Genomic DNA, 22,949 nt, shown 5'->3' with positions numbered 1-22,949 from the left:
CCTGAATGCGCATCGAACCACGCGAGTTACCTGACACCCTGCCTTATCTTGGCGATCTGCCGCCCTTGCTCACCCGGTTGTACGCAGCACGCGGTGTGGCCTCGGAGGCTGAGCTCGACAAGGGCCTCGCCCGGCTGATCCCGTATCAACAGCTCAAGGGTATCGACGCCGCTGTCGATCTGCTGGTGACTGCCTTGCAGCAGCGTCAGCGCATCCTCATCGTCGGAGACTTCGATGCCGACGGCGCGACGGCCAGCACGGTCGGCGTGTTGGGCCTGCGCCTGCTGGGTGCGGCGCATGTGGACTACCTGGTGCCGAACCGTTTCGAGTTCGGTTACGGCCTGACACCGGAAATCGTTCAGGTCGCGCTTGAGCGCCAGCCCGAGCTGTTGATGACCGTGGACAACGGCATTTCCAGCGTCGAAGGTGTGGCGGCAGCGAAAGCAGCGGGCTTGCAGGTATTGGTCACCGACCATCATTTGCCTGGTCACGAATTGCCGGCGGCCGACGCCATCGTCAACCCGAACCAGCCCGGCTGCACGTTCCCGAGCAAGTCGCTGGCCGGTGTCGGCGTGATCTTCTATGTGTTGATGGCCTTGCGCGCGCGACTGCGAGACATCGGCTGGTTCGAAGGCCGTGCTCAACCCAATCTGGGCGAGTTGCTGGATCTGGTGGCGTTGGGCAGCGTTGCCGACGTGGTGCCGCTGGACGCCAACAATCGGATTCTGGTGCACCAGGGGTTGATGCGCATCCGCGCCGGGCGTGCGCGTCCGGGGTTGCGCGCCATTCTCGAAGTGGCCCGTCGCGAGGCGTCGCGGATCACCTCCACCGACCTGGGCTTCATCATCGGCCCGCGCCTGAACGCCGCCGGGCGTCTGGATGACATGAGCCTGGGCATCGAATGCCTGCTGTGTGATAACGAGACCGAGGCGCGGGAAATGGCCGTGCGTCTGGACGAACTCAACCAGGACCGCAAATCCATCGAGCAGGGCATGCAGCGAGAAGCGCTGGCCCAGCTCAAGGACCTGCCGCTGGAGTCGATGCCGTTCGGGCTATGTTTGTTCGAACCCGAGTGGCACCAGGGGGTGATTGGTATTTTGGCCTCGCGCATGAAAGAGCGTTATCACCGCCCGACTATTGCATTCGCCAGCGCCGGCGAGGGGGTGCTGAAAGGCTCCGCGCGTTCGGTACCTGGCTTTCACATCCGCGACGCACTCGATGCCGTGGCGGCGAGGCATCCCGAGCTGATCAGCAAGTTCGGCGGCCACGCGATGGCGGCCGGGCTGTCGCTGCCGGAGGGCAACTTCCCGGCATTTGCCGAGGCCTTCGACACCGAGGTTCGCCGCCAGCTCAAGGAGGAGGACCTGACCGGCCGGCTGTTGTCCGACGGCACCCTGGCGGTGGAAGAATTCCATCTGGAACTGGCCCGTGCCCTGCGCAACGCCGGCCCGTGGGGGCAGCACTTTCCCGAGCCGTTGTTCCATGGCGTGTTCCAGTTGGTTGAGCAGCGAGTGGTCGGCGAGCGCCATCTGAAGATGGTACTCAAGACCGGGTGCGGCAGCGTGAAGCTTGAAGGCATTGCCTTCAGCGTCGATCGCGAGGTATGGCCCAACCCGACCGTGCGCTGGGTCGAGCTGGCGTACAAGCTGGACCTGAACGAATTCCGTGGCAACGAAACCGTGCAACTGATGGTGGTTCACCTTTCACCACGCTGAGCCCCGATCAACGTGCGGTGTGCCTACTGACGCTTTCCCGGCTAAAGCCGGTCCCACGGGTGCAAGCGTTGTTTCAGTGGGACCGGCTTTAGCCGGGAAGAGGCCTGTTTGAGCACCCTCAATTTCGCAGTGCGACCCCGACGCCTTTTCCGGCTGAAGCCAGTCCTACAGGTGCACGCGACGTGTTAGCAGGACCGGCTTCAGCCGGTAAACGACTGAACCCTCACTTCTCTCGGGTTGTCGACTAGGCTCAAGGTTCGCAACCTATGGAACCTGCCACACGATCTGAGAGGTCCCTATGAGCCTGCTGCTTGAACCCTATACCCTTCGCCAACTGACACTGCGCAATCGCATTGTGGTTTCGCCGATGTGCCAGTACTCCTGCGCTGACGGCCTGGCCAATGACTGGCATCTGGTCCATCTGGGCAGCCGTGCGGTTGGCGGCGCCGGGCTGATCTTTACCGAAGCGGCGGCAGTTACACAGGACGGTCGTATTACCCCGGAAGACCTCGGCATCTGGAACGACGAGCAGATCGCACCGCTGCAACGCATTACTCGCTTCATCGAGGCGCAAGGCGCGGTGGCCGGCATTCAGCTGTCCCATGCCGGACGCAAGGCCAGCACATGGCGTCCGTGGGTGAGCCAGAGCGGCGCCATCCCTGCCGACCAGGGCGGCTGGGCGACCTGGGGTCCGTCGGACATCGCTTTCGATCCGAGTTACACCACGCCCACTGCGCTGGATGAAGCCCAGATTCAGGAGGTCATCAAAGCCTTTGCTGACGGTGCCAAACGTGCCTTGACCGCAGGTTTCAAAGTGGTCGAAATCCACGCTGCCCACGGTTACCTGCTGCATCAGTTCCTGTCGCCGCTGAGCAACCAGCGTCAGGATCAATACGGTGGCTCGTTCGAAAACCGCATTCGTCTGACCCTCGAAATCACCAAAGCCGTGCGTGAAGTCTGGCCCGCAGAGTTGCCGGTGTTCGTGCGTGTCTCGGCCACCGATTGGGTGGAGGGTGGTTGGAACGCAGATGAAACCGTCGAACTGGCCAAGCGCCTCAAAGAGTTGGACGTCGATCTGGTTGACGTGTCTTCCGGCGGTACTGCAGCCAAAGCCGAGATTCCGGTGGGCCCGGGCTATCAAACCGAGTTCGCCGCTCGCGTGCGCAGTGAATCCGGCATTGCCACCGGCACCGTGGGCATGATCACCGAACCCACCCAGGCCGACACCATTCTGCGGACGGGCCAGGCTGACCTGATTTTCCTCGCACGTGAGCTGCTGCGCGATCCGTACTGGCCGCTGCAGGCCGACGAAGCCCTCGGTGGACGCCAGGCCACATGGCCTGCGCAATACCAGCGTGCAACCCACCGCGACCAGCCGATTCATGAGTCGGATTTGCGGGATTGATCACACCGCTGAATAGCTGATCTGGACTGCTCCAGCATCTCTGGCTCTGTGATGCTGGTTCTATTGGAGAAGATCCATGTGGGAGTGACCGGGGTGGCGCTCCACCTTGCTCGCGAAGACGGTATTCCAGCCGCTGAAGATTTGGCGAATGTACCGACCTCTTCGCGAGCAAGGTGGAGCGCCACCCCGGTCACTCCCACATTTGTTCTGCGTCGGCCTTCGGAATGAAGATAGCCCTTCACTTGCCCCCGCTGCCCGCCACGCTTTCCCCGCCCCGAGTCAGGTAGTACGCGCCGAGGATCGGCAGCATGGTCACCATCATCACGAGCATCGCCACCACATTGGTCACCGGCACGTCCCGTGGGCGGCTGAGTTGGTTGAGCAACCAGAGGGGCAGGGTGCGCTCATGCCCGGCGGTGAAGGTGGTGACGATGATCTCGTCGAACGACAGGGCGAACGCCAGCATGCCACCGGCCAGGAGCGCCGAGCCCAGGTTGGGCATGATGATGTAGCGGAAGGTCTGCCAGCCGTCGGCGCCGAGGTCCATCGACGCTTCGATCAGGCTGTGGGACGTGCGGCGCAGGCGGGCGATGACGTTGTTGTAGACGATCACCACACAGAAGGTCGCGTGGCCGACGATGATGGTGAACATGCCCGGCTCGATCCCCAGGGTCTTGAATGCCGACAACAAGGCCAGCCCGGTGATGATGCCGGGCAGGGCGATGGGCAGAATCAGCATCAGCGAAATGCCGTCCTTGCCGAAGAAGTCACGCCTGTAGAGCGCCGCCGACGCCAGCGTGCCGAGCACCAGTGCGATCAGCGTGGCGCCACAGGCGATTTGCAGCGACAACTTGATCGACTCCAGCACGTCCGGCCGCGCGAAGGCCACGCTGATCCACTTCAGGGTGAAGCCTTTCGGCGGGAAGCTGAAGGCGGCGTCTTCGGTGTTGAAGGCGTAGAGGAAGATGATCAGGATCGGAAAGTGCAGAAACACCAGCCCTCCCCAGGCGGCGATCTTCAGGCCCCACGACGCTTTTTCAGAGTGCATCGAAAGCCCCCAGTCGTTTGACGATAGCGAGATAGACCACGATCAGCACGATGGGCACCAGCGTGAACGCCGCCGCCATGGGCATGTTGCCGATGGCGCCTTGCTGGGCGTAGACCATGCTGCCAATGAAATAGCCCGGCGGGCCGATCAGTTGCGGCACGATGAAATCCCCCAGCGTCAGCGAAAACGTGAAGATCGAGCCCGCCGCAATGCCCGGCACCGACAACGGCAGAATCACGTGCGTGAACGTCTGCCGGGGCGTGGCGCCCAGGTCGGCGGAGGCGTGCAGCAGTGAAGGCGGCAAGCGTTCGAGGGAGGCCTGAATCGGCAGGATCATGAACGGCAGCCAGATGTAGACGAACACCAGAAAGCGCCCCAAGTGCGAGGTCGATAACGTGCTGCCGCCGACGCCGGGCACGCTCAACAGCCACTGCAACACCGGCGCCAACCCCAGATGCTGAACAAACCATTGCGCGACGCCGCCCTTGGCCAGCAGCAGCGTCCACGCGTATGCCTTGACGATGTAACTGGCCCACATCGGCATCATCACCGCGATGTAGAAAAACGCTTTGGTTTTGCCGGTGGTGTAGCGCGCCATGTAGTACGCGATGGGGAAGGCGATGACCGCGCTGGCGATGGACACTGCGACCGCCATGGTCAGGGTGCGCCGGATGACGTCGAAGTTGGCCGGGTTGAACAGCGCGGCGACGTTCGCCAGGGTCAGGTCCGGCGTCACGGTCATGCTGAAGTCGTCGAAGGTGTAGAGGCCTTGCCACAACAGGCCCAGCAGCGAGCCGAGGTAAATCGCGCCAAACCAGAGCAGCGGCGGGATCAGCAGCAGCGACAGGTACAGATTCGGGCGTCGATACAGCAGGCCGGAAAAACGCCGGAGTGGCGATTGCTGTCGCGTCGGCGCGGAGCCAGTGAACGTCTGACCCATCTCAATGCGCCTCGTCCGGCGCGTCATGCAGCGCAATCATCGCTTCCCGCGCCCAGCGAACGGTAACGCGTTGCCCCGAGGGGTAGCGTGCGCCGGTGTCCAGCCACTGATCGTTGGCCTGGCTGACTGTGAGCGTCTGGCCGTTGTCCAGTTTGACCTCGTAGCGGGTGGCACTGCCCTGATATTGAACGTCGTGCAGCACGCCGCTGACCTGAACTTGGTGGCTCGCCCCAACGCCCTCGGCAAACCGAATGTGCTCCGGCCGAATCGAAAACGCGCCCGGGCTGCCGCTCAACGCCTGGGCCAGTTCGCCGCGCACAACGTTGGAGGTGCCCACGAATTCCGCCACAAAGGTCGTCGCTGGTTTCATGTACAGATTGCGCGGCGTATCAACTTGTTCGATGCGGCCCTTGTTGAACACCGCGACCCGATCCGACATCGACAGCGCTTCGGTCTGGTCGTGGGTGACGAAGATGAAGGTGATGCCCAACTGGCGCTGCAGTTTCTTCAGCTCGCTCTGCATCTGTTCGCGCAGCTTCAGGTCGAGGGCGCCGAGGGGTTCGTCGAGCAAGAGCACCCGCGGCCGATTGACCAACGCGCGCGCCAGGGCCACACGCTGGCGCTGGCCGCCGGACAGTTGCACGGGTTTGCGCGCACCGTAGCCATCGAGCGCGACCATGTTCAGGGCCTCGTCGGCCCGCTTGATTCGTTCGGCCTTGCCGACGCCTTTGACTTTCAGGCCGTAGGCGACGTTGTCCCGTACGTTCATGTGCGGGAACAAGGCGTAGTCCTGAAACACGGTGTTGACGTCACGCTGGTAGGGCGGCAAGCCGGCCGCTTCCTGGCCATGAATGCGGATCGAGCCGGCGCTGGGTTGCTCGAAGCCGGCGATCAGGCGCAGGCAGGTGGTCTTGCCGGAGCCCGAGGGGCCGAGCATGGAAAAGAACTCGCCGTCCTCGATATCGATGGACACCCGGTCCACGGCTTTCACCTCGCCGAACAACCGCGAGACCTGGGTGAACTGGACAGCGTGGGTCATGGTTTAACGTCCACCCATGATCGCAATGTAATCCTGAGTCCAGCGGCTGTACGGCACGTATTTGCCGCCCTCGGCCTGAGGTGTTTTCCAGAAGGCGATTTTTTCGAACAGGTCAAACCCGTTGGTTTCGCAGCCCTCGGCGCCCAGCAGTTCGTTGCCCTTGCACGCTTCAGGCACCACTGGCAGGGAGCCGAACCAGGCCGCCACGTCGCCCTGAACTTTCGGTTGCAGCGACCAGTTCATCCATTTGTAGGCGCAGTTGGGGTGTTTGGCCTCGGCGTGCAACATCGTCGTGTCGGCCCAGCCGGTGGCGCCTTCCTGGGGGATGGTCGAGGCGACGGGCTGCTTGTCGGCGACCAGCCCGTTGACCATGTAACCCCACGAACTGGACGCCGCCACGCCTTCGTTTTTCACGTCGCTCATCTGCACCGTCGCGTCATGCCAGTAGCGATGAACCAGCGGCTGCTGGGCGCGAAGCAGGTCGAGCACGGCTTTGTACTGGGTCTCGGTGAGCTGGTAAGGGTCGACAATGTTCAGCTCCGGCTTGGCGGTCTTCAGATACAGCGCCGCGTCGGCGATGTAGATCGGCCCGTCGTAGGCCTGGACCCGACCCTTGTTCGGTTTGCCGTCGGGCAAATCCTGCGGCTCGAACACCACGCTCCAGCTCACCGGCGGCGTCTTGAATACGTTGGTGTTGTACATCAGCACGTTCGGGCCCCACTGGTAGGGCGTGCCGTACGTTTTGTTCTCGACTGTGTACCAGGGCCCGTCTTTCAGGCGCGGGTCGAGGGTTTTCCAGTTCGGGATCAGCGTGGGGTCGACGGGCTGCACCCGCTTGCCGGCGATCAGGCGCAAGGACGCGTCTCCCGAGGCGGTGACCAGGTCATAGCCGCCCTTGGTCATCAGGCTGACCATCTCGTCGGAGGTCGCGGCGGTCTTGACGTTGACCTTGCAGCCAGTCTCCTGTTCGAAGCCGGTCACCCAGTCGTAGGCCTTGTCGCTTTCGCCGCGCTCGATATACCCCGGCCACGCCACGATATCCAGTTGTCCCTCGCCATCGCCCACCGCCGTGAGTGCTTCAGCGGCCTGCACCGCGCCACTGGTGAATAGGGCGCTGATCACGGCGCTCAGAATCGCGGTCTTGTGCACGGACATGGTGGGGTTGCCTCTTGGTGGTTGTTTGGGCAGAGATCGGTGGTGCAGAGCGTAGTGCCCAGTTCGATCCTCGACAAACTTTGATGCAGCAAATACCGAGCCCATTCCAGCAGGCTGAGGCGCTTCAGTGAAAACCCTTCGTCACTCGGCGCAGGACACCCGGCCGCCGCAACATTCAGAAGCAAACCGGCCCAACGGGCGCAGGTGCCTTCGTCTTAACCTGCGGGTCGAATCGTCTGTCCCTCCTTTAAAGGTGAAGTTATGAACACTCGCGGTTTACTCGATCAACTCTTGAAATCCGGCCAGGACCTGCTGCAAAACAAGGCCGGCGCTCACGACAAGAGCGGCAATAACGGGCAGGGCGGTCTAGGTGATCTGCTTGGAAAAGTCAGCGGCGGCAAGTTGGGCAGTGGCATGGGCGGGAATTTGGGCGGTGGGCTGGGCGGGCTGCTCTCCGGTGCCGGTGGCGGTGCATTGGCGGCAGGCGCGATGGGCTTGCTGATGGGCAACAAAGGCGCACGCAAAATGGGTGGCAAAGCGTTGACCTACGGCGGGCTCGCAGCCCTGGGCGTGCTGGCCTACAAGGCCTACGGCAACTGGCAGGCGAGTCAGGGTGTGGCGCAACCGGCTGAGCCGCAAACTGTGGACCGCGTGCCCCCGGCCCAGGTCGAACAACACAGCGAGGCCATCTTGCGGGCGCTGGTGGCAGCGGCCAAGTCGGACGGGCATGTCGACGAGCGTGAGCGCGAGCTCATCGAAGGCGAATTCACCCGCATCACCGGCGACAATGAACTGCAGCAATGGCTGCACGCTGAACTCAACAAACCGCTGGACCCTGCCGACGTGGCCCGCGCAGCGCGAACCCCGGAAATCGCCGCCGAGATGTACCTGGCCAGTGTGATGATGGTCGACGAAGAACACTTCATGGAGCGTGCTTATCTGGACGAACTCGCCAAGCAGCTGAAGCTCGATCCGGCGCTCAAAACCGAGCTTGAGCATCAGGTTCGTCAGGCGCAGCCGTAAGCGGCCAGTCTCTGCCGCATCGGTTACAAGAAACCGAGTACCTGCAAGTCCCCGGGTCAGCCCCAATAATCATTGGAGACTGACCCGCATTCTTCTCCCGCGCTCCAAAAGTCCCCACTCATTCATCCGCCTTCAACGCATTCGCACCATCAAGCAACGCCACATCAAGCCGATAGCGTGTAAGACACTTCCGATCTGGCTGTGCGATATGGCATTTTTCTTGTCGGAAACGGCCCGTTTATTGGGAAGTCACTAAGCTATACTCCCGCTCGTTTTGGACCGTTCGTCGGTCCGCTTCTTGAACCCGGTCATGCCGGCGTTGAACCCCTGAGGGCTGACTGTGAAGAACTGGACGTTGCGTCAACGGATTTTGGCGAGCTTCGCTGTCATCATCGCCATCATGCTGTTGATGGTGGTTGCGGCGTTCAATCGCCTGTTGGTCATCGAAAACAGCGGCGACGCGGTGAGGCTGGACGCGCTCCCCGGCGTTTTCTACAGCAGCACCGTGCGCGGCGCCTGGGTTGAAAGCTACGTAGCCACCCAGCATCTGCTGGTTGAAGGCGCGGGTCGAGACCTCACCAGCGCTGAAGAAGACCAGTACAAAGAATTCGAAGACCGCCTGCAGGCGCAGATCGTCAATTACCAGAAAAGCATCTTCGACGAATCGGATCGCAACGACTTCGCCCAGTTTCTGCAATTGCGCGAACGCTACCAGCTGGTGCTCAACGGGGTGCTAGCGGCTTATCAGGGCGATAACTACGCGCTGGCCCAACGGATGTTCGCCGAGCAACTTACGCCCGCGTGGTTTGAGGGTCGCAAACAGCTCAACGCACTCGGCGCCAAGAACAAGGTGGTCGCCGACAAGGCGTCCGACGCCATCCAGGCCGCTGTTTCCAGCGCCAAAATCACCCTCGGTATCTCGCTGATCATCGCCTTGCTGGCGGCGGCTGCGTGCGGTCTGTTGCTGATGCGCGCGATTCTGGCGCCGATGAATCGCATCGTGCAGATCCTCGACACCATGCGCACTGGGGACCTGAGTACACGACTGGCCCTGGACCGCAACGATGAGTTCGGATCTGTGCAGACCGGTTTCAACGACATGGTCGCCGAACTCGCCGCGTTAGTGTCCCAGGCCCAGCGCTCGTCGATTCAGGTGACCACCTCGGTGACCGAGATCGCCGCCACCTCCAAGCAGCAACAGGCAACCGCCACCGAGACCGCTGCGACCACCACGGAAATCGGCGCCACATCGCGGGAAATTGCCGCGACGTCCCGGGATCTGGTGCGCACCATGACCGAAGTGACGTCGGCGGCGGATCAGGCTTCGGTCCTGGCGGGCTCCGGACAGCAAGGCTTGGCACGTATGGAAGAAACCATGCACTCGGTCATGGGCGCGGCCGATCTGGTCAACTCCAAGCTGTCGATCCTCAATGAGAAGGCCGGCAACATCAATCAGGTCGTGGTGACCATCGTCAAAGTCGCCGACCAGACCAACCTGCTGTCACTCAATGCCGCGATCGAAGCGGAAAAAGCCGGCGAATACGGCCGTGGTTTCGCCGTGGTCGCCACCGAAGTCCGCCGCCTGGCCGACCAGACCGCCGTTGCCACTTACGATATCGAGCAAATGGTTCGCGAGATCCAGTCGGCGGTGTCGGCGGGCGTCATGGGCATGGACAAGTTTTCCGAAGAAGTGCGTCGCGGCATGTACGAAGTGACCCAGGTCGGCGAGCAGCTTTCGCAGATCATCCATCAAGTGCAGGCCCTGGCGCCCCGTGTGTTGATGGTCAACGAAGGCATGCAGGCCCAGGCCACGGGCGCCGAACAGATCAACCAGGCGCTTGTGCAGCTGGGCGATGCCAGCAGTCAGACCGTGGAATCCCTGCGTCAGGCCAGCTTCGCCATTGATGAGCTGAGTCAGGTGGCGGTGGGGCTGCGTAGCGGCGTTTCGCGTTTCAAGGTCTGAGCCAGGCCCATGATCGAGCATTCAGCCAGGCGCAACGCTGCGGTGTCGCCGAAGAACAAGCTGTTTCTGCTATTTCGCATCGGTGCGGAACGCTATGCGCTGCAAGCGACGGAAGTCGCCGAAGTGCTGCCGCGGCTGGTGCTCAAGCCCATCGCACAGGCGCCGCACTGGGTCGCCGGTGTGTTTGCCCACCGTGGCGCCATCGTCCCGGTCATCGACCTCAGCGCGCTGACCTTCGGCCATCCTGCGCAACTGCGCACCAGCACGCGGCTGGTGCTGGTGCATTACCGCCTTGGCGGTGATCGTCCTGCGCGGGAACTGGGGTTGATCCTCGAGCAGGCGACCGACACGCTGCGCTGCTCGCCCCATGAATTCAAGGCCTACGGCCTGGACAACTCACAAGCCCCGTATCTGGGCCCGGTGCGCGAAGACGAACAAGGCCTGCTGCAATGGATACGCGTCGAGGACTTACTCAGCGACGCCGTGCGCGAGCTGTTGTTTCCCGAGCAGCCCATGAGTCTCGATGCCTTCGAGGCCGCGCCATGAGCAGCGACGCGCGTTTCTTCGCCTTTCTCAAAGACCGCATCGGGCTCGACGTCGCGTCGGTGGGCGAGGCGATCATCGAGCGCGCCGTGCGTCAGCGCTGCACGCTGTCCAAGGCGCGGGACCACGACGACTACTGGCACATGCTGCTGGGTTCGGCGGACGAACAACAGGCGCTGATCGAAGCGGTGATCGTCCCCGAAACGTGGTTTTTCCGTTATCCGGAATCCTTCGTCACCCTCGGCAAGCTGGCCAATGCCCGACTGGCACAGCTCAATGGCGTACGCCCGCTGCGCATTCTCAGTTTGCCGTGCTCCACCGGCGAGGAACCTTATTCCATCGCCATGGCGCTGTTCGACGCCGGTCTTCGAGGGCCGCAGTTCAGCGTCGAGGCAGTGGACATCAGCCCGCTTTCGATCCAGCGCGCACGCCAGGGCGTGTATGGCAAGAACTCCTTCCGCGGCGATCAACTGGGTTTTCGGGAACGTTTTTTCAGCGCGGTCGAGGAGGGCTATCGCCTGGAGGAGCGGGTGCGTGATCAGGTCCGCTTTCAATCAGGCAACCTGCTCGACCCTGCGATGGCGGTGGCGCAATCGGCGTACGACTTTGTGTTCTGCCGCAATCTGCTGATTTACTTCGACGTCGACACCCAGCGTCAGGGCTTCGAGGCGCTGAAACGTATGACCCGCGAAGACGGCGTGTTGTTTATCGGCCCTGCCGAGGGCAGCCTGCTCGGGCGCATGGGCATGGTGTCGATTGGCATCGCGCAGTCCTTCGCCTTTCGTCGGCGTGACGAGGCCATTGCCGAACCTCACAGTGTCGTGACTGCCCCAGCCATGCCGCCGTCGCGAAGCGATTCATCGTCTGCTCACCCGACATCGGCCCTGTCGCGCGGCGTCCATAAACCTCAGCCCTTTGCGCGAAGGTTATTGAGTGATCCTGCGCTGACCGAAGAACGCAGGGCTGCGCTCAGACCCGATATCAAAGCGGTGGCGGCGACGGGTTCTGGCAACGGCGAAGGTGCCGAGTTATTGCGCAGCATCGCCGCCCTCGCCAATGAAGGCCGCACGACGGAGGCAAAGGCTGCTGGCGAGCAGTACCTCAAGCGCTTCGAACCCGTTGCGCCGGTGTTCTACTGGCTGGGTCTGCTCAGCGAAGTGGCGGGGGAGACGAGCGCGGCACAAGGGTTTTATCGCAAGGCGTTGTATCTGCAACCACAGCATCCGGAAACCCTGGCGCAACTGGCCGCGCTGCTCGCCGCCCAAGGCGACAGCGCAGGGGCCCGGCGGCTGCAGGAGCGCGCGGCCAGGGGTGTCACCAAAGAAGGACGCAGCGGATGAGTCGCGTATACACAGAGCTGGTCAGCGACGACGCCGCGGCGATCGACGACTGCTGGAATCGCATCGGCATCCATGGCGACCGGTCGTGCCCGCTGCTTGCCGATCACATTCATTGCCGCAACTGCTCGGTGTATTCGGCCGCGGCAACGCGCTTGCTCGACCGTTACTCCCTGGCCCAGGAGCAGCGTGTGTCTGTGCACAGCGATGCGCTTGCCGCTGAGGTCCAGACCCGCTCGACGGTGGTGTTCCGTCTCGGCGAAGAGTGGCTCGGTCTGCCGACGCGGTGTCTGGTGGAAGTGTCGCCGGTGCAGGCCATTCATTCGCTTCCGCACCAGCGATCCCGTGCTCTGCTGGGCGTTGCCAATGTGCGCGGCGCCCTGGTGGCGTGCCTGTCGTTCGTCGAGTTGCTCGGGCTGGACCCGTCGGTTGCGCCGGTCGGTGATGCCCGAACATTGCCGCGCATGCTGATCGTTTCGGCAGACGGCGGCCCGGTGGTGGTGCCAGTGGATGAGGTCGACGGCATTCATGCCATCGAGGCGCGCCTGCTGGATACCGCCTCGGCGTCGGCGCAGAACAGCAACGCGCGCTTTACCCGAGGCGTCGTGCAATGGAAAAACCGCAGCTTGCGCCTGCTCGATGAAGACCAGCTGTTGTCGGCCGTGAACCGGAGCCTGACATGACGCCCGATCAAATGCGCGACGCGTCGCTGTTCGAACTCTTCACCCTGGAGGCTGAAGCTCAGACCCAGGTGTTAAGCGCCGGCCTGTTGGCCCTCGAGCGCAACCCGACCCAGGCCGATCACCTGGAGGCGTGCATGCGCGCGGCCCATTCGCTGAAAGGCGCGGCGCGGATTGTCGGGGTCAACGCCGGTGTCAGCGTTTCCCACGTCATGGAAGATTGCCTGGTCAGCGCTCAGGAAGGGCGATTGCACCTGCTGCCCGAGCACATCGACGCCTTGCTGATGGGCACCGATTTGCTGATGCGCATCGCCACGCCCGGCGCCAGCGTGCCCCAGGCGGATGTGGACGGTTACGTGGCGCTGATGAACAACATGGTCAGCGACGATCCGGCCATGAAAGCCATGCTGGTGCCCACCGCGCTGCCTTCGCTTGAGGACATCCTGCTCGCCAACGCGCAGTCGCTGGTCACCTCGCTTCAATCTGCGCAGGATTCGGCGGCCGAAGAGCTGGCAGCCTCCGTTGTCGAACCCGCGCCGGACCCCGCGCTCAAAGCGGATGGCCCTGGCGAGCGACGCGTTGCCGAAACCGGCGAGCGGGTCCTGCGCGTCACCGCCGAACGTTTGAACAATCTGCTGGACCTGTCGAGCAAGTCGCTGGTCGAGACCCAGCGCCTGAAGCCGTATCTGGCCGCAATGCAGCGGGTCAAACGCACGCAGACCGGCGCAACAAGGGCGCTGGACAGTCTTGAAGCCTTGCTCGGCGCCAACACCGATCCCGACGCTCAGAAGGCGCTGGACGAAGCGCGGCGTCTGCTTGGCGAAGCGCAGCATTTGCTGATTCAACAAACGGCCGACCTCGACGAGTTCGGCTGGCAGGCCTCGCAACGCGCACAATTGCTCTACGACACCGCGCTGGCCTGCCGCATGCGACCCTTTGCCGATGTGCTGGCGGGGCAGGCGCGCATGGTCCGTGATCTGGGCCGTTCGCTGGGCAAGCAGGTGCGCCTGGAAATCGACGGCGAGAAAACCCAGGTCGACCGCGACGTGCTGGAAAAACTTGAAGCGCCCCTGACCCATCTGCTGCGCAACGCCGTCGACCACGGCATCGAACTGCCCGCACAGCGCATCGCCTGCGGCAAGCCGGCCGAGGGCTTGATTAAACTGAAGGCGTCGCACCAGGCCGGGCTGCTGGTGGTCGAGCTGATCGACGACGGCGCCGGCGTTGACCTCGAACGCCTGCGCCTGAGCATCATCGAGCGCAAACTTTCGCCTGCCGAAACCGCCGCGCAGTTGAGCGAGGAAGAACTGTTGAGCTTCCTGTTCCTGCCCGGTTTCAGCATGCGCGACAAGGTCACCGAAGTGTCCGGACGAGGTGTTGGTCTGGATGCGGTTCAGCACATGATTCGGCAACTGCGTGGCGGCGTTGAAATGGATCAGCGCGCCGGGCAGGGCAGCCGTTTCCATCTGGAAGTGCCGCTGACCTTGTCGGTGGTGCGCAGCCTGGTGGTGGACGTCGGCGGCGAAGCGTATGCCTTTCCGCTGGCGCACATCGAGCGCATGCGGGACGTGCGTGCCGATGACATCGTGCAGCTGGAAGGGCGTCAGCATTTCTGGCACGAGGAGCGGCATGTCGGGCTGGTCGCGGCCACTCAGTTGCTTAACCGTCCTGCCAGCCAGCACAGTGAAGACGTGCTCAAAGTGGTGGTGATTCGCGAGCGCGATGCCGTGTATGGCGTCGCTGTGGAACGCTTCATCGGCGAACGCACGCTGGTGGTTCTGCCGCTGGATCCGCGCCTGGGCAAGGTTCAGGACATCTCCGCCGGCGCTTTGCTCGACGACGGCTCAGCGGTGTTGATCATCGACGTTGAGGACATGCTGCGTTCGGTGGAGAAACTCCTCAACACCGGGCGCCTGGAACGCATTGATCGCCGCAGTCGTCAGGCCGACACCCGGGTGCGCAAGCGCGTGCTGGTGGTCGACGACTCGCTGACGGTGCGCGAACTGGAGCGCAAATTGTTGCTCAGTCGTGGCTATGAAGTGGCGGTGGCCGTAGATGGCATGGACGGCTGGAACGCCCTGCGCGGTGAGGATTTCGACTTGCTCATCACCGACATCGACATGCCGCGCATGGACGGTATCGAGCTGGTGACGCTGGTGCGTCGCGACAGCCGTCTGCAATCGCTGCCGGTGATGGTGGTGTCGTACAAGGACCGTGAAGAAGACCGCCGTCGCGGCCTGGACGCCGGTGCCGATTATTATCTGGCCAAGGCCAGTTTCCATGACGATGCGCTGCTCGATGCAGTCGTTGAGTTGATAGGAGATGCGCAGGGATGAAGATTGCCATCGTCAACGACATGGCCATGGCGGTGGAGGCGTTGCGCCGCGCGCTGGCCTTCGAGCCGGCGCACCAGATCGTCTGGGTGGCCAGCAACGGCGCCGAGGCGGTGGAGCGTTGCGCCCAGCTGACGCCCGACCTGATATTAATGGACCTGATCATGCCGGTGATGGACGGTGTGGAGGCGACTCGACGTATCATGGCGGCGACGCCGTGCGCCATTGTCATCGTCACCGTGGACCGCGAGCAGAATGTGCATCGGGTGTTCGAAGCCATGGGGCATGGCGCGCTGGACGTGGTCGACACGCCCGCGCTGGGGGCTGGCAATCCCAAGGATGCAGCCGCGCCTTTGTTGCGCAAGATCCTTAATATAGGCTGGCTCATTGGCGAGCGGGACACGCGGGTCCGCCCCGCGCCGCCACCGGTGCGCGAGTCGGTACAGCGTCAGCGGTTGATCGCGATCGGCTCATCGGCCGGCGGGCCCGCCGCGCTGGAAATACTGCTTAAAGCGCTGCCTGCGGATTTCCCGGCAGCGATCGTGCTGGTGCAGCACGTGGATCAGGTGTTCGCCGAAGGGATGGCGCAATGGCTGAGCAGCGCTTCGGGGCTGGAAGTCAGGCTGGCGCGCGATGGCGAGCCGCCGAAAGTGGGCACGGTGCTGCTGGCAGGCACCAACCATCATATTCGTCTGCTCAGGAACGGCACACTGGCGTACACCGCAGAGCCGGTTAACGAAATTTACAGGCCGTCCATCGACGTGTTTTTCGAAAGTGTGGCCAGCTATTGGAATGGTGATGCAGTGGGTGTTTTGTTGACCGGCATGGGCCGTGATGGTGCACAGGGGCTCAAACTGATGCGGCAGCGGGGCTTTCTCACCATCGCTCAGGATCAGGCGAGCTGCGCGGTATACGGCATGCCCAAAGCGGCTGCGGCGATCGACGCCGCCATGGAAATTCGCTCACTGGACTCGATCGCACCTCGCTTGAAGGAGGTATTCACCCAATGAATTTCCAGGTGATCTCACAGCCCGCCTGTGACCAGGAGACCCCGCATGCATGATTTGCAACTGGACGATCTGAACGCCACGGATGAAAACGCTGCCATGGTGTTGCTCGTCGACGATCAGGCCATGATCGGCGAGGCCGTCCGACGCGGGCTGGCTCACGAAGACAATATCGACTTTCACTTCTGCGCGGACCCACATCAAGCGATCGCGCAAGCCATTCTCATCAAACCTACCGTGATTCTTCAGGACCTGGTGATGCCCGGCCTGGACGGCCTGACGCTGGTGCGTGAATACCGCAACAACCCGAAGACCCGTGACATCCCGATCATCGTGCTCTCGACCAAGGAAGACCCGCTGATCAAGAGCGCCGCCTTTGCCGCCGGCGCCAACGATTACCTGGTCAAACTACCGGACAACATTGAACTGGTCGCGCGCATTCGCTACCACTCGCGCTCCTATATGACCCTGCTGCAGCGCGACGAAGCCTATCGTGCGTTGCGCGTTAGCCAGCAACAGCTGCTCGACACTAACCTGGTGCTGCAGCGCCTGATGAACTCGGATGGCTTGACCGGCCTGTCCAATCGGCGACACTTCGACGAATACCTGGAACTGGAATGGCGCCGTTCCACCCGTGAGCAGACGCAGATCTCGCTGCTGATGATCGACGTGGATTACTTCAAGGCCTACAACGACGCCTTCGGCCATCTCGAAGGTGACGAGGCGCTGCGTCAGGTCGCCAAAGCCATCCGTGCCAACTCCAGCCGTCCCTCCGACCTGCCGGCGCGTTATGGCGGCGAAGAATTTGCGCTGGTACTGCCCAGCACATCACCGGGTGGCGCACGCCTGCTGGCCGAAAAGCTGCGCCAGACCATCGCCGGCATGAACATCCCCCACGTCGCCCCGAGCCAAGGCTCGAGCCTGACCGTCAGCATTGGCCTGGCCACTATGGTGCCGCAAGTGGGCAGCCACAGTCGCCAGCTGATTCAGAGTGCGGATCAGGGGTTGTATGCGGCCAAACACAATGGCCGCAATCAGGTGGCGGTGGGGTAGGGCGGGGATCCACACTCCTGCGCTCGCTTGCCGTCACCGGGTTGGTGACTCCTCAAGGACAATGAACACGGCTCACCCCCGCCCAACGGACTGCCATCGCTGGATTGGCTGCGCTATACTCGCCGGCTTTGTGAAAATCGCCTGCGAGTGCTGCCTACCATGGAAATCAACCCGATCCTAAACAGCATCAAGGACCTGTCCGAGCGCTCCGAAACCATTCGGGGGTATCTTTGACTACGATCACAAACATGATCGTCTGACCGAAGTTAACCGCGAGCTCGAAGATCCGAACGTCTGGAATAACCCGTCTTACGCCCAGGAACTGGGACGAGAGCGTTCGCTGCTGGCGCAGATCGTCGACACCCTCGACGAGATGAGCACCGGCCTGGTGGACGCCAAGGACCTGTTGCTGATGTCCGCCGAAGAAGAAGATCAGGCCGCCGTCGACGACGTTGCTGCTGAAGTCGAGCGTCTTCGCGAAGCCCTGGAAAAACTGGAATTCCGTCGCATGTTCAGCGGCGAGATGGACCAGAACAACGCCTACCTGGACATCCAGGCCGGTTCCGGCGGCACCGAAGCCCAGGACTGGGCGAACATTCTTTTGCGCATGTACCTGCGCTGGGCCGACAAACGCGGCTTCGACGCGACCATCATGGAATTGTCGGCCGGTGAAGTCGCCGGTATCAAGGGCGCCACCGTGCACATCAAGGGCGAGTACGCATTTGGCTGGTTGCGCACCGAAATCGGTGTCCATCGTCTGGTCCGCAAGAGCCCGTTCGACTCCGGCAACCGCCGTCACACCTCGTTCTCGGCCGTGTTCGTGTCGCCGGAAATCGATGACAACATCGAAATCGACATCAACCCGTCGGACCTGCGCATCGACACTTACCGCTCCTCGGGCGCCGGTGGTCAGCACGTTAACACCACTGACTCGGCGGTCCGGATTACCCACGTTCCGACCAACACCGTGGTCAGCTGCCAGAACGAACGCTCCCAGCACGCCAACAAAGACACCGCGATGAAGATGCTGCGGGCGCGCTTGTACGAGCAGGAAGTGCAGAAACGCAACGCGGCCTCGCAAGCGCTGGAGGACACCAAGTCGGACATCGGCTGGGGTCACCAGATCCGCTCGTACGTGCTTGATGCCTCGCGCATCAAGGACCTGCGCACCAGCGTCGAACGCAGCGATTGCGACAAGGTGCTCGATGGCGACATCGACGAATACCTGATCGCGAGCCTCAAACAGGGCCTGTAATCGCCACACCACTGTTGCGGGTCGGGCGCGTCATCATGACGTCGCCGCCCGCGATCCTTTGTCGCGCTTCCCGGCCAGACAAGGGGCCACGAACCTGTGATGGATAATCAAGACATGAGCGACCAACAACTCGACCCGCAAGCCCAGCAACAGGAAGAAAACAGCCTGATCGCCCTGCGCAAGGAAAAACTTGCGGCCGAGCGCGCCAAGGGCAATGCCTTCCCGAACGACTTCCGTCGCGAAAACTACTGCAACGACCTGCAGAAACAATACGCGGACAAGACCAAGGAAGAGCTGGCTGAGGCGGCGATTCCGGTCAAGGTTGCCGGGCGCATCATGCTTAACCGTGGCTCGTTCATGGTGATTCAGGACATGACCGGTCGCATCCAGGTCTACGTCAACCGCAAGACGCTGCCCGAAGAAACCCTGGCCTCGGTGAAAACCTGGGACATGGGTGACATCATTGCGGCCGAAGGCACCCTGGCGCGTTCCGGCAAGGGCGATCTGTACGTCGAAATGACCAACGTGCGCCTGCTGACCAAGTCCCTGCGTCCGCTGCCCGACAAGCACCATGGTCTGGTGGATACCGAGCAGCGTTATCGCCAGCGTTACGTCGACCTGATCGTCAACGAAGACGTGCGCGAAACCTTCCGCGTTCGCTCGAAAGTCATTGCCCACATCCGCAGCTTCCTGATGCAGCGCGACTTCCTTGAAGTCGAAACGCCGATGCTGCAGACCATTCCGGGCGGCGCTGCGGCCAAGCCGTTCGAGACTCACCACAACGCGCTGGACCTGGAAATGTTCCTGCGCATCGCGCCGGAGCTTTACCTCAAGCGTCTGGTTGTCGGTGGGTTCGAGAAAGTGTTCGAGATCAACCGCAATTTCCGTAACGAAGGCGTTTCGACCCGGCACAACCCCGAGTTCACCATGCTCGAGTTCTACCAGGCCTACGCTGATTACGAAGACAACATGGACCTGACCGAGGAACTGTTCCGCGAACTGGCCCAGCTGGTCCTTGGCAGCACCGACGTGCCGTATGGCGACAAGGTGTTCCACTTCGGCGAGCCGTTTGCGCGTCTGTCGGTGTTCGACTCGATCCTCAAGTACAACCCCGAGCTGACCGCCGATGACCTGAACGACATCGACAAGGCGCGCGCCATCGCCAAGAAAGCCGGCGCCAAGGTGCTGGGCTTCGAAGGTCTGGGCAAGCTGCAAGTGATGATTTTCGAAGAGCTGGTCGAGCACAAGCTGGAGCAGCCGCACTTCATCACCCAGTACCCGTTCGAAGTGTCGCCGCTGGCCCGTCGCAACGATGACAACCCGAACGTCACCGACCGCTTCGAGCTGTTCATCGGCGGCCGCGAAATCGCCAACGCCTATTCCGAGTTGAACGACGCGGAAGACCAGGCCGAGCGCTTCATGGCTCAGGTCGCGGACAAGGACGCCGGCGACGATGAAGCCATGCACTACGACGCAGACTTCGTCAGGGCGCTGGAATACGGGATGCCGCCGACAGCGGGCGAGGGCATCGGCATCGACCGTCTGGTCATGCTGCTGACCAATTCGCCGTCCATACGTGACGTCATCCTGTTCCCGCACATGCGGCCCCAGGCGTAAGTGATGTAAAAAATAGCCGCCTGAGCAGGGCGGCTTTTTTTTGGCTGTTCGTTGAGTGAGCGGCTGCATTTGGAGATGCTATCGAAAGCAAGCTCACTCCTGCAGGGGCACGCCGCCGGTTGTAGGAGTGAGCTTGCCCGCGATGACGTCGGCGCAGATACCGCCGTAAGCTGGCGTTGCTGTGATGTGAATGACTCGAAAAAAGGAAACCCCGTTGTGAACCGCACGATCGCTCAAAAGGGAGCCGCTGGCCTGGCCACGGCAGTCGCACAGAGTGTTCAGTACCAGGGCCGCAAGGCGAGTCGACAGGGAAGTGAACAGCGTCGGCAACAGATTCTTGATGCGGCCATGCGCATCCTCATTCGTGACGGCGTCCGGGCTGTGCGTCATCGCGCGGTGGCAGCCGAAGCGCAAGTACCGCTCTCCGCCACCACCTACTACTTCAAAGACATCGATGACCTGCTCACCGATGCCTTTGCGCAGTATGTTGAACGCAGTGCGGCCTACATGGCCAAGCTGTGGACCAATACCGAAGCGCTGCTGCGCGAGATGGTCGCGCGCAATGACGGCAGCGTCGAGGCCCGTGCCCGGCTGGCGGATGAGATCGCGCGGATGACCATGGAGTATGTGCGCCATCAACTGCTGACCCGTCGTGACCAGCTCATTGCCGAGCACGCCTTCCACCTCGAAGCGCTGATCAACCCGCGGCTTGCGCCACTGGTGAGCGCCCATCAGCAGATTTTGTTGCAGGGCAGCGCCCAGTTTCTCGAAGTCATGGGCTCGGTTCAGCCGCAACTGGACGCCCAAGTGTTGACGGGGCTCATCTGCCGGATGGAATATCAGGGGCTGCTCAACGGGCCTCAGCCCGGCGCAGACGAAGAAATGCTCGCTATTCTTACTCGCCAGATGCATCTGGTACTGGGCACCGCCAAGCCGATGGCTGGCTGATACCTCAAGGAGAACCCGATGAGAGTCTGGAGCGTTTTGCTCGCCCTGTCGTTCGCGCTGTTGAGCGGATGCCTGGTGACGTTCAAAGACCCGATTCCGGCCAGTAATACCGCCCCGCCCAAATTGCTCGGCACCTGGAGCAGCAAAAATGCCTGGGGCGAGCCGCTCGAACTGGAAATCAGCCGCGCCGGCCCCGACCGCTACAAAGCAGTGAGTTACCGCAAAGGCGATCGCAAGAACCGTGACGAGTACGCCTTCACCGTGTCGCGCCACGGCAGCCGCTGGTACGTGTCCGCTGCGCTGCCTGACAAATACGGCGGCAATTACGTCATCGCCGGGTTTGACCTGATAGATAACGAGAACGGCGCCGACGAATTGGTGGTCTATGACCTCGACCTGGAGCGGTTTCAGCAGTTGGTCGAGCAGAAGGTGCTCGACGGCGAGCGGGTCGATACGGTGAAGGGCGACGGCATACTGATTTCAAGCCCCATGGACAGGGTGTTTGCCTACCTCGACGATCCGGCCTATTCCGATGTCTTTCTCAAAGCAGCTCAATATCAGCGCATGACCAAATAGCGCAACGTTTCAATAAGGGGTACCGGGTGGACGAATACCAACAGACTATTCGCACGTTGTCCGATCGTATCGTGGTGGCGCAGACGCCGATCCGCGTCCTCGATGCCGTGAAATGGGATGACAACATCCGCAAGACTTTCCTCGACGGCAAGGGCAAGCACCTGCCGGAAGTGGATCGCGCGTACTACGAGAATCGCCCACTGGGATTTGATTCTGGCGCGGTCAAGCTGGAGTTCCAGAACATCGAGCGGGACATCACCCGACAACTGGGCCAGTTCAACCCGGTCGGGCAGATCATGCGCCGCATGTGCAAGGAGTACCGGATGGTCATCCGCATGCTCGAAGCGCGCGGCACCCCGGACTTCGGCCTGATCTCCCAGGAGCTGTACGGCGCGGCGTCCGATGCGTTCCATGCTGGCGACCCGACGCTGTCCGACCTCGGCATGATGCTCTCCGATTACCTGAACAACATCGCCGGTCGCGGTGACCTCAAGGACGAGCCGAAAATCCTGACGGCCAAGGACGCCGTTGCCATGCTGCAGACCCGGCTCAATCGCACGTTCGGTGAAGCCGAAGAGACGATCCGGGTGTTCGAATCCGACGGCATCGTGGCCGACGCTGCGGCTGGCGCCGATTACATCAAGATCCGCAGCGATGCGATGTTCAACGAGCGCGACGTGCGCGCGCTCGAAGTCCACGAGGGCCTGGTCCATGTCGGCACCACCCTCAATGGGCAGAATCAGCCAATCTGCACCTTTTTGTCCAAAGGCCCGCCCTCGTCGACGGTGACCCAGGAAGGTCTGGCGATTCTGATGGAGATCATCGGCTTTGCGTCCTACCCAAGCCGTCTGCGCAAGCTGACCAATCGTACGCGCGCCATCCATATGGCCGAGGAGGGCGCCGACTTTTTGCAGGTGTTCGAGTTCTATCGTGAGCAGGGCTTTGGCATGTCGGAAAGCTACGGCAACGCCAGTCGGGTGTTCCGCGGCTCGGTGCCGAATGGGCTGCCATTCACCAAGGATCTGTCCTACCTCAAGGGCTTCATCATGGTCTACAACTACATTCAGTTGGCCGTGAGAAAGGGCAAGCTGGAGCAGGTGCCGCTGCTGTTCTGCGGCAAGACCACGCTGGAGGACATGCGCACGTTGCGCCAGTTGGTGGACGAAGGTCTGGTTGTACCGCCCAAGTACCTGCCCGATCAGTTCCGCGACATGAACGCGCTTTCGGCATGGATGTGCTTCTCCAACTTCCTCAACCACCTGAGCCTGGACCGGATCGAAGCGGATTACTCCAATATTCTGTGACCCCTATC

At 62.2% G+C, this 22,949-nt stretch carries 19 protein-coding genes; 15 read left to right on the top strand and 4 right to left on the bottom strand.

The genetic code is table 11. The features are described from left to right. The first annotated feature begins 5 nt into the window (after positions 1–5). Positions 6–1,715, top strand: coding sequence for a single-stranded-DNA-specific exonuclease RecJ (recJ, locus tag AC3ISG_RS19660; protein WP_489297763.1), 1,710 nt, complete (start codon positions 6–8; stop codon positions 1,713–1,715). Positions 1,716–2,013: 298 nt separating this feature from the next. Next, positions 2,014–3,120: an NADH:flavin oxidoreductase/NADH oxidase gene (locus tag AC3ISG_RS19655; RefSeq protein ID WP_122535076.1), complete on the top strand. Its 1,107-nt coding sequence runs from the start codon at positions 2,014–2,016 to the stop codon at positions 3,118–3,120. A gap of 238 nt (positions 3,121–3,358) precedes the next feature. On the opposite strand, the gene AC3ISG_RS19650 is transcribed toward AC3ISG_RS19655, so the two are convergent. Genes AC3ISG_RS19650 through ydcS form a run of 4 tightly spaced genes read right to left on the bottom strand, consistent with a single transcriptional unit; the run spans position 3,359 to position 7,302 of the window. Then, a complete protein-coding gene (locus AC3ISG_RS19650) occupies positions 3,359–4,168 on the bottom strand; it encodes an ABC transporter permease (protein ID WP_122623429.1) in 810 nt (269 codons plus the stop codon). Next, positions 4,158–5,108 (bottom strand): ABC transporter permease, encoded by a 951-nt coding sequence (locus AC3ISG_RS19645; RefSeq protein WP_489297762.1) that lies wholly within the window; start codon positions 5,106–5,108, stop codon positions 4,158–4,160. The genes AC3ISG_RS19650 and AC3ISG_RS19645 overlap by 11 nt, the downstream gene beginning before the upstream one ends. 1 nt (position 5,109) lies before the next feature. Next, positions 5,110–6,147, bottom strand: a complete 1,038-nt coding sequence (locus AC3ISG_RS19640; RefSeq protein ID WP_489297761.1) for an ABC transporter ATP-binding protein — start codon at positions 6,145–6,147, stop codon at positions 5,110–5,112. Between the two features lie 3 nt (positions 6,148–6,150). Continuing rightward, entirely contained in the window at positions 6,151–7,302 is a 1,152-nt protein-coding gene (gene ydcS / locus AC3ISG_RS19635; RefSeq protein ID WP_489297760.1) for a putative ABC transporter substrate-binding protein YdcS, read from the bottom strand. A 261-nt stretch (positions 7,303–7,563) separates the two neighbouring features. Between ydcS and AC3ISG_RS19630 the strand changes: the two genes are divergently transcribed. The 13 genes from AC3ISG_RS19630 to AC3ISG_RS19570 all read left to right on the top strand — a co-directional run bounded on the left by AC3ISG_RS19630 (position 7,564) and on the right by AC3ISG_RS19570 (position 22,941). After that, the gene (locus tag AC3ISG_RS19630; protein WP_122623433.1) at positions 7,564–8,325 is read left to right on the top strand and encodes a tellurite resistance TerB family protein; all 762 of its coding nucleotides are present in this window, start codon (positions 7,564–7,566) and stop codon (positions 8,323–8,325) included. Between the two features lie 340 nt (positions 8,326–8,665). Continuing rightward, the gene (locus AC3ISG_RS19625; protein WP_272632330.1) at positions 8,666–10,288 is read left to right on the top strand and encodes a methyl-accepting chemotaxis protein; all 1,623 of its coding nucleotides are present in this window, start codon (positions 8,666–8,668) and stop codon (positions 10,286–10,288) included. Between the two features lie 9 nt (positions 10,289–10,297). Beyond that, the gene (locus AC3ISG_RS19620; RefSeq protein ID WP_122535083.1) at positions 10,298–10,834 is read left to right on the top strand and encodes a chemotaxis protein CheW; all 537 of its coding nucleotides are present in this window, start codon (positions 10,298–10,300) and stop codon (positions 10,832–10,834) included. Further along, positions 10,831–12,171, top strand: a complete 1,341-nt coding sequence (locus AC3ISG_RS19615) for a CheR family methyltransferase (protein ID WP_122535084.1) — start codon at positions 10,831–10,833, stop codon at positions 12,169–12,171. The genes AC3ISG_RS19620 and AC3ISG_RS19615 overlap by 4 nt, the downstream gene beginning before the upstream one ends. Continuing rightward, positions 12,168–12,851, top strand: coding sequence for a chemotaxis protein CheW (locus AC3ISG_RS19610; RefSeq protein WP_489297759.1), 684 nt, complete (start codon positions 12,168–12,170; stop codon positions 12,849–12,851). Before AC3ISG_RS19615 ends, AC3ISG_RS19610 begins: the two co-directional genes overlap by 4 nt. Then, positions 12,848–15,184, top strand: a complete 2,337-nt coding sequence (locus AC3ISG_RS19605) for a hybrid sensor histidine kinase/response regulator (RefSeq protein ID WP_489297758.1) — start codon at positions 12,848–12,850, stop codon at positions 15,182–15,184. Before AC3ISG_RS19610 ends, AC3ISG_RS19605 begins: the two co-directional genes overlap by 4 nt. Then, entirely contained in the window at positions 15,181–16,191 is a 1,011-nt protein-coding gene (locus tag AC3ISG_RS19600) for a chemotaxis response regulator protein-glutamate methylesterase (RefSeq protein ID WP_489297757.1), read from the top strand. The genes AC3ISG_RS19605 and AC3ISG_RS19600 overlap by 4 nt, the downstream gene beginning before the upstream one ends. A 45-nt stretch (positions 16,192–16,236) precedes the next feature. Further along, entirely contained in the window at positions 16,237–17,241 is a 1,005-nt protein-coding gene (locus tag AC3ISG_RS19595; RefSeq protein WP_122535088.1) for a response regulator, read from the top strand. Positions 17,242–17,400: 159 nt separating this feature from the next. Beyond that, a protein-coding gene (gene prfB, locus AC3ISG_RS19590; RefSeq protein WP_108120905.1) for a peptide chain release factor 2 occupies positions 17,401–18,496 on the top strand; the annotation gives its coding sequence in 2 pieces (ribosomal slippage) (positions 17,401–17,472 and positions 17,474–18,496; 1,095 coding nt in all). A gap of 114 nt (positions 18,497–18,610) precedes the next feature. After that, on the top strand, positions 18,611–20,113 hold the full coding sequence (lysS, locus tag AC3ISG_RS19585) for a lysine--tRNA ligase (RefSeq protein WP_122535100.1): 1,503 nt from the start codon (positions 18,611–18,613) through the stop codon (positions 20,111–20,113). 216 nt (positions 20,114–20,329) lie between these two features. After that, positions 20,330–21,061: a TetR/AcrR family transcriptional regulator gene (locus AC3ISG_RS19580; protein ID WP_489297755.1), complete on the top strand. Its 732-nt coding sequence runs from the start codon at positions 20,330–20,332 to the stop codon at positions 21,059–21,061. An 18-nt stretch (positions 21,062–21,079) separates the two neighbouring features. Next, positions 21,080–21,637: a hypothetical protein gene (locus AC3ISG_RS19575; RefSeq protein ID WP_489297754.1), complete on the top strand. Its 558-nt coding sequence runs from the start codon at positions 21,080–21,082 to the stop codon at positions 21,635–21,637. Positions 21,638–21,663: 26 nt separating this feature from the next. After that, the gene (locus AC3ISG_RS19570; protein WP_122535091.1) at positions 21,664–22,941 is read left to right on the top strand and encodes a flavohemoglobin expression-modulating QEGLA motif protein; all 1,278 of its coding nucleotides are present in this window, start codon (positions 21,664–21,666) and stop codon (positions 22,939–22,941) included. Positions 22,942–22,949 lie beyond the last annotated feature (8 nt).

It is taken from the genome of Pseudomonas sp. GL_135, assembly GCF_057834665.1.
Note: the sequence above shows the minus strand (reverse complement) of the source record. Positions and strands in the feature narration are given on the sequence as shown.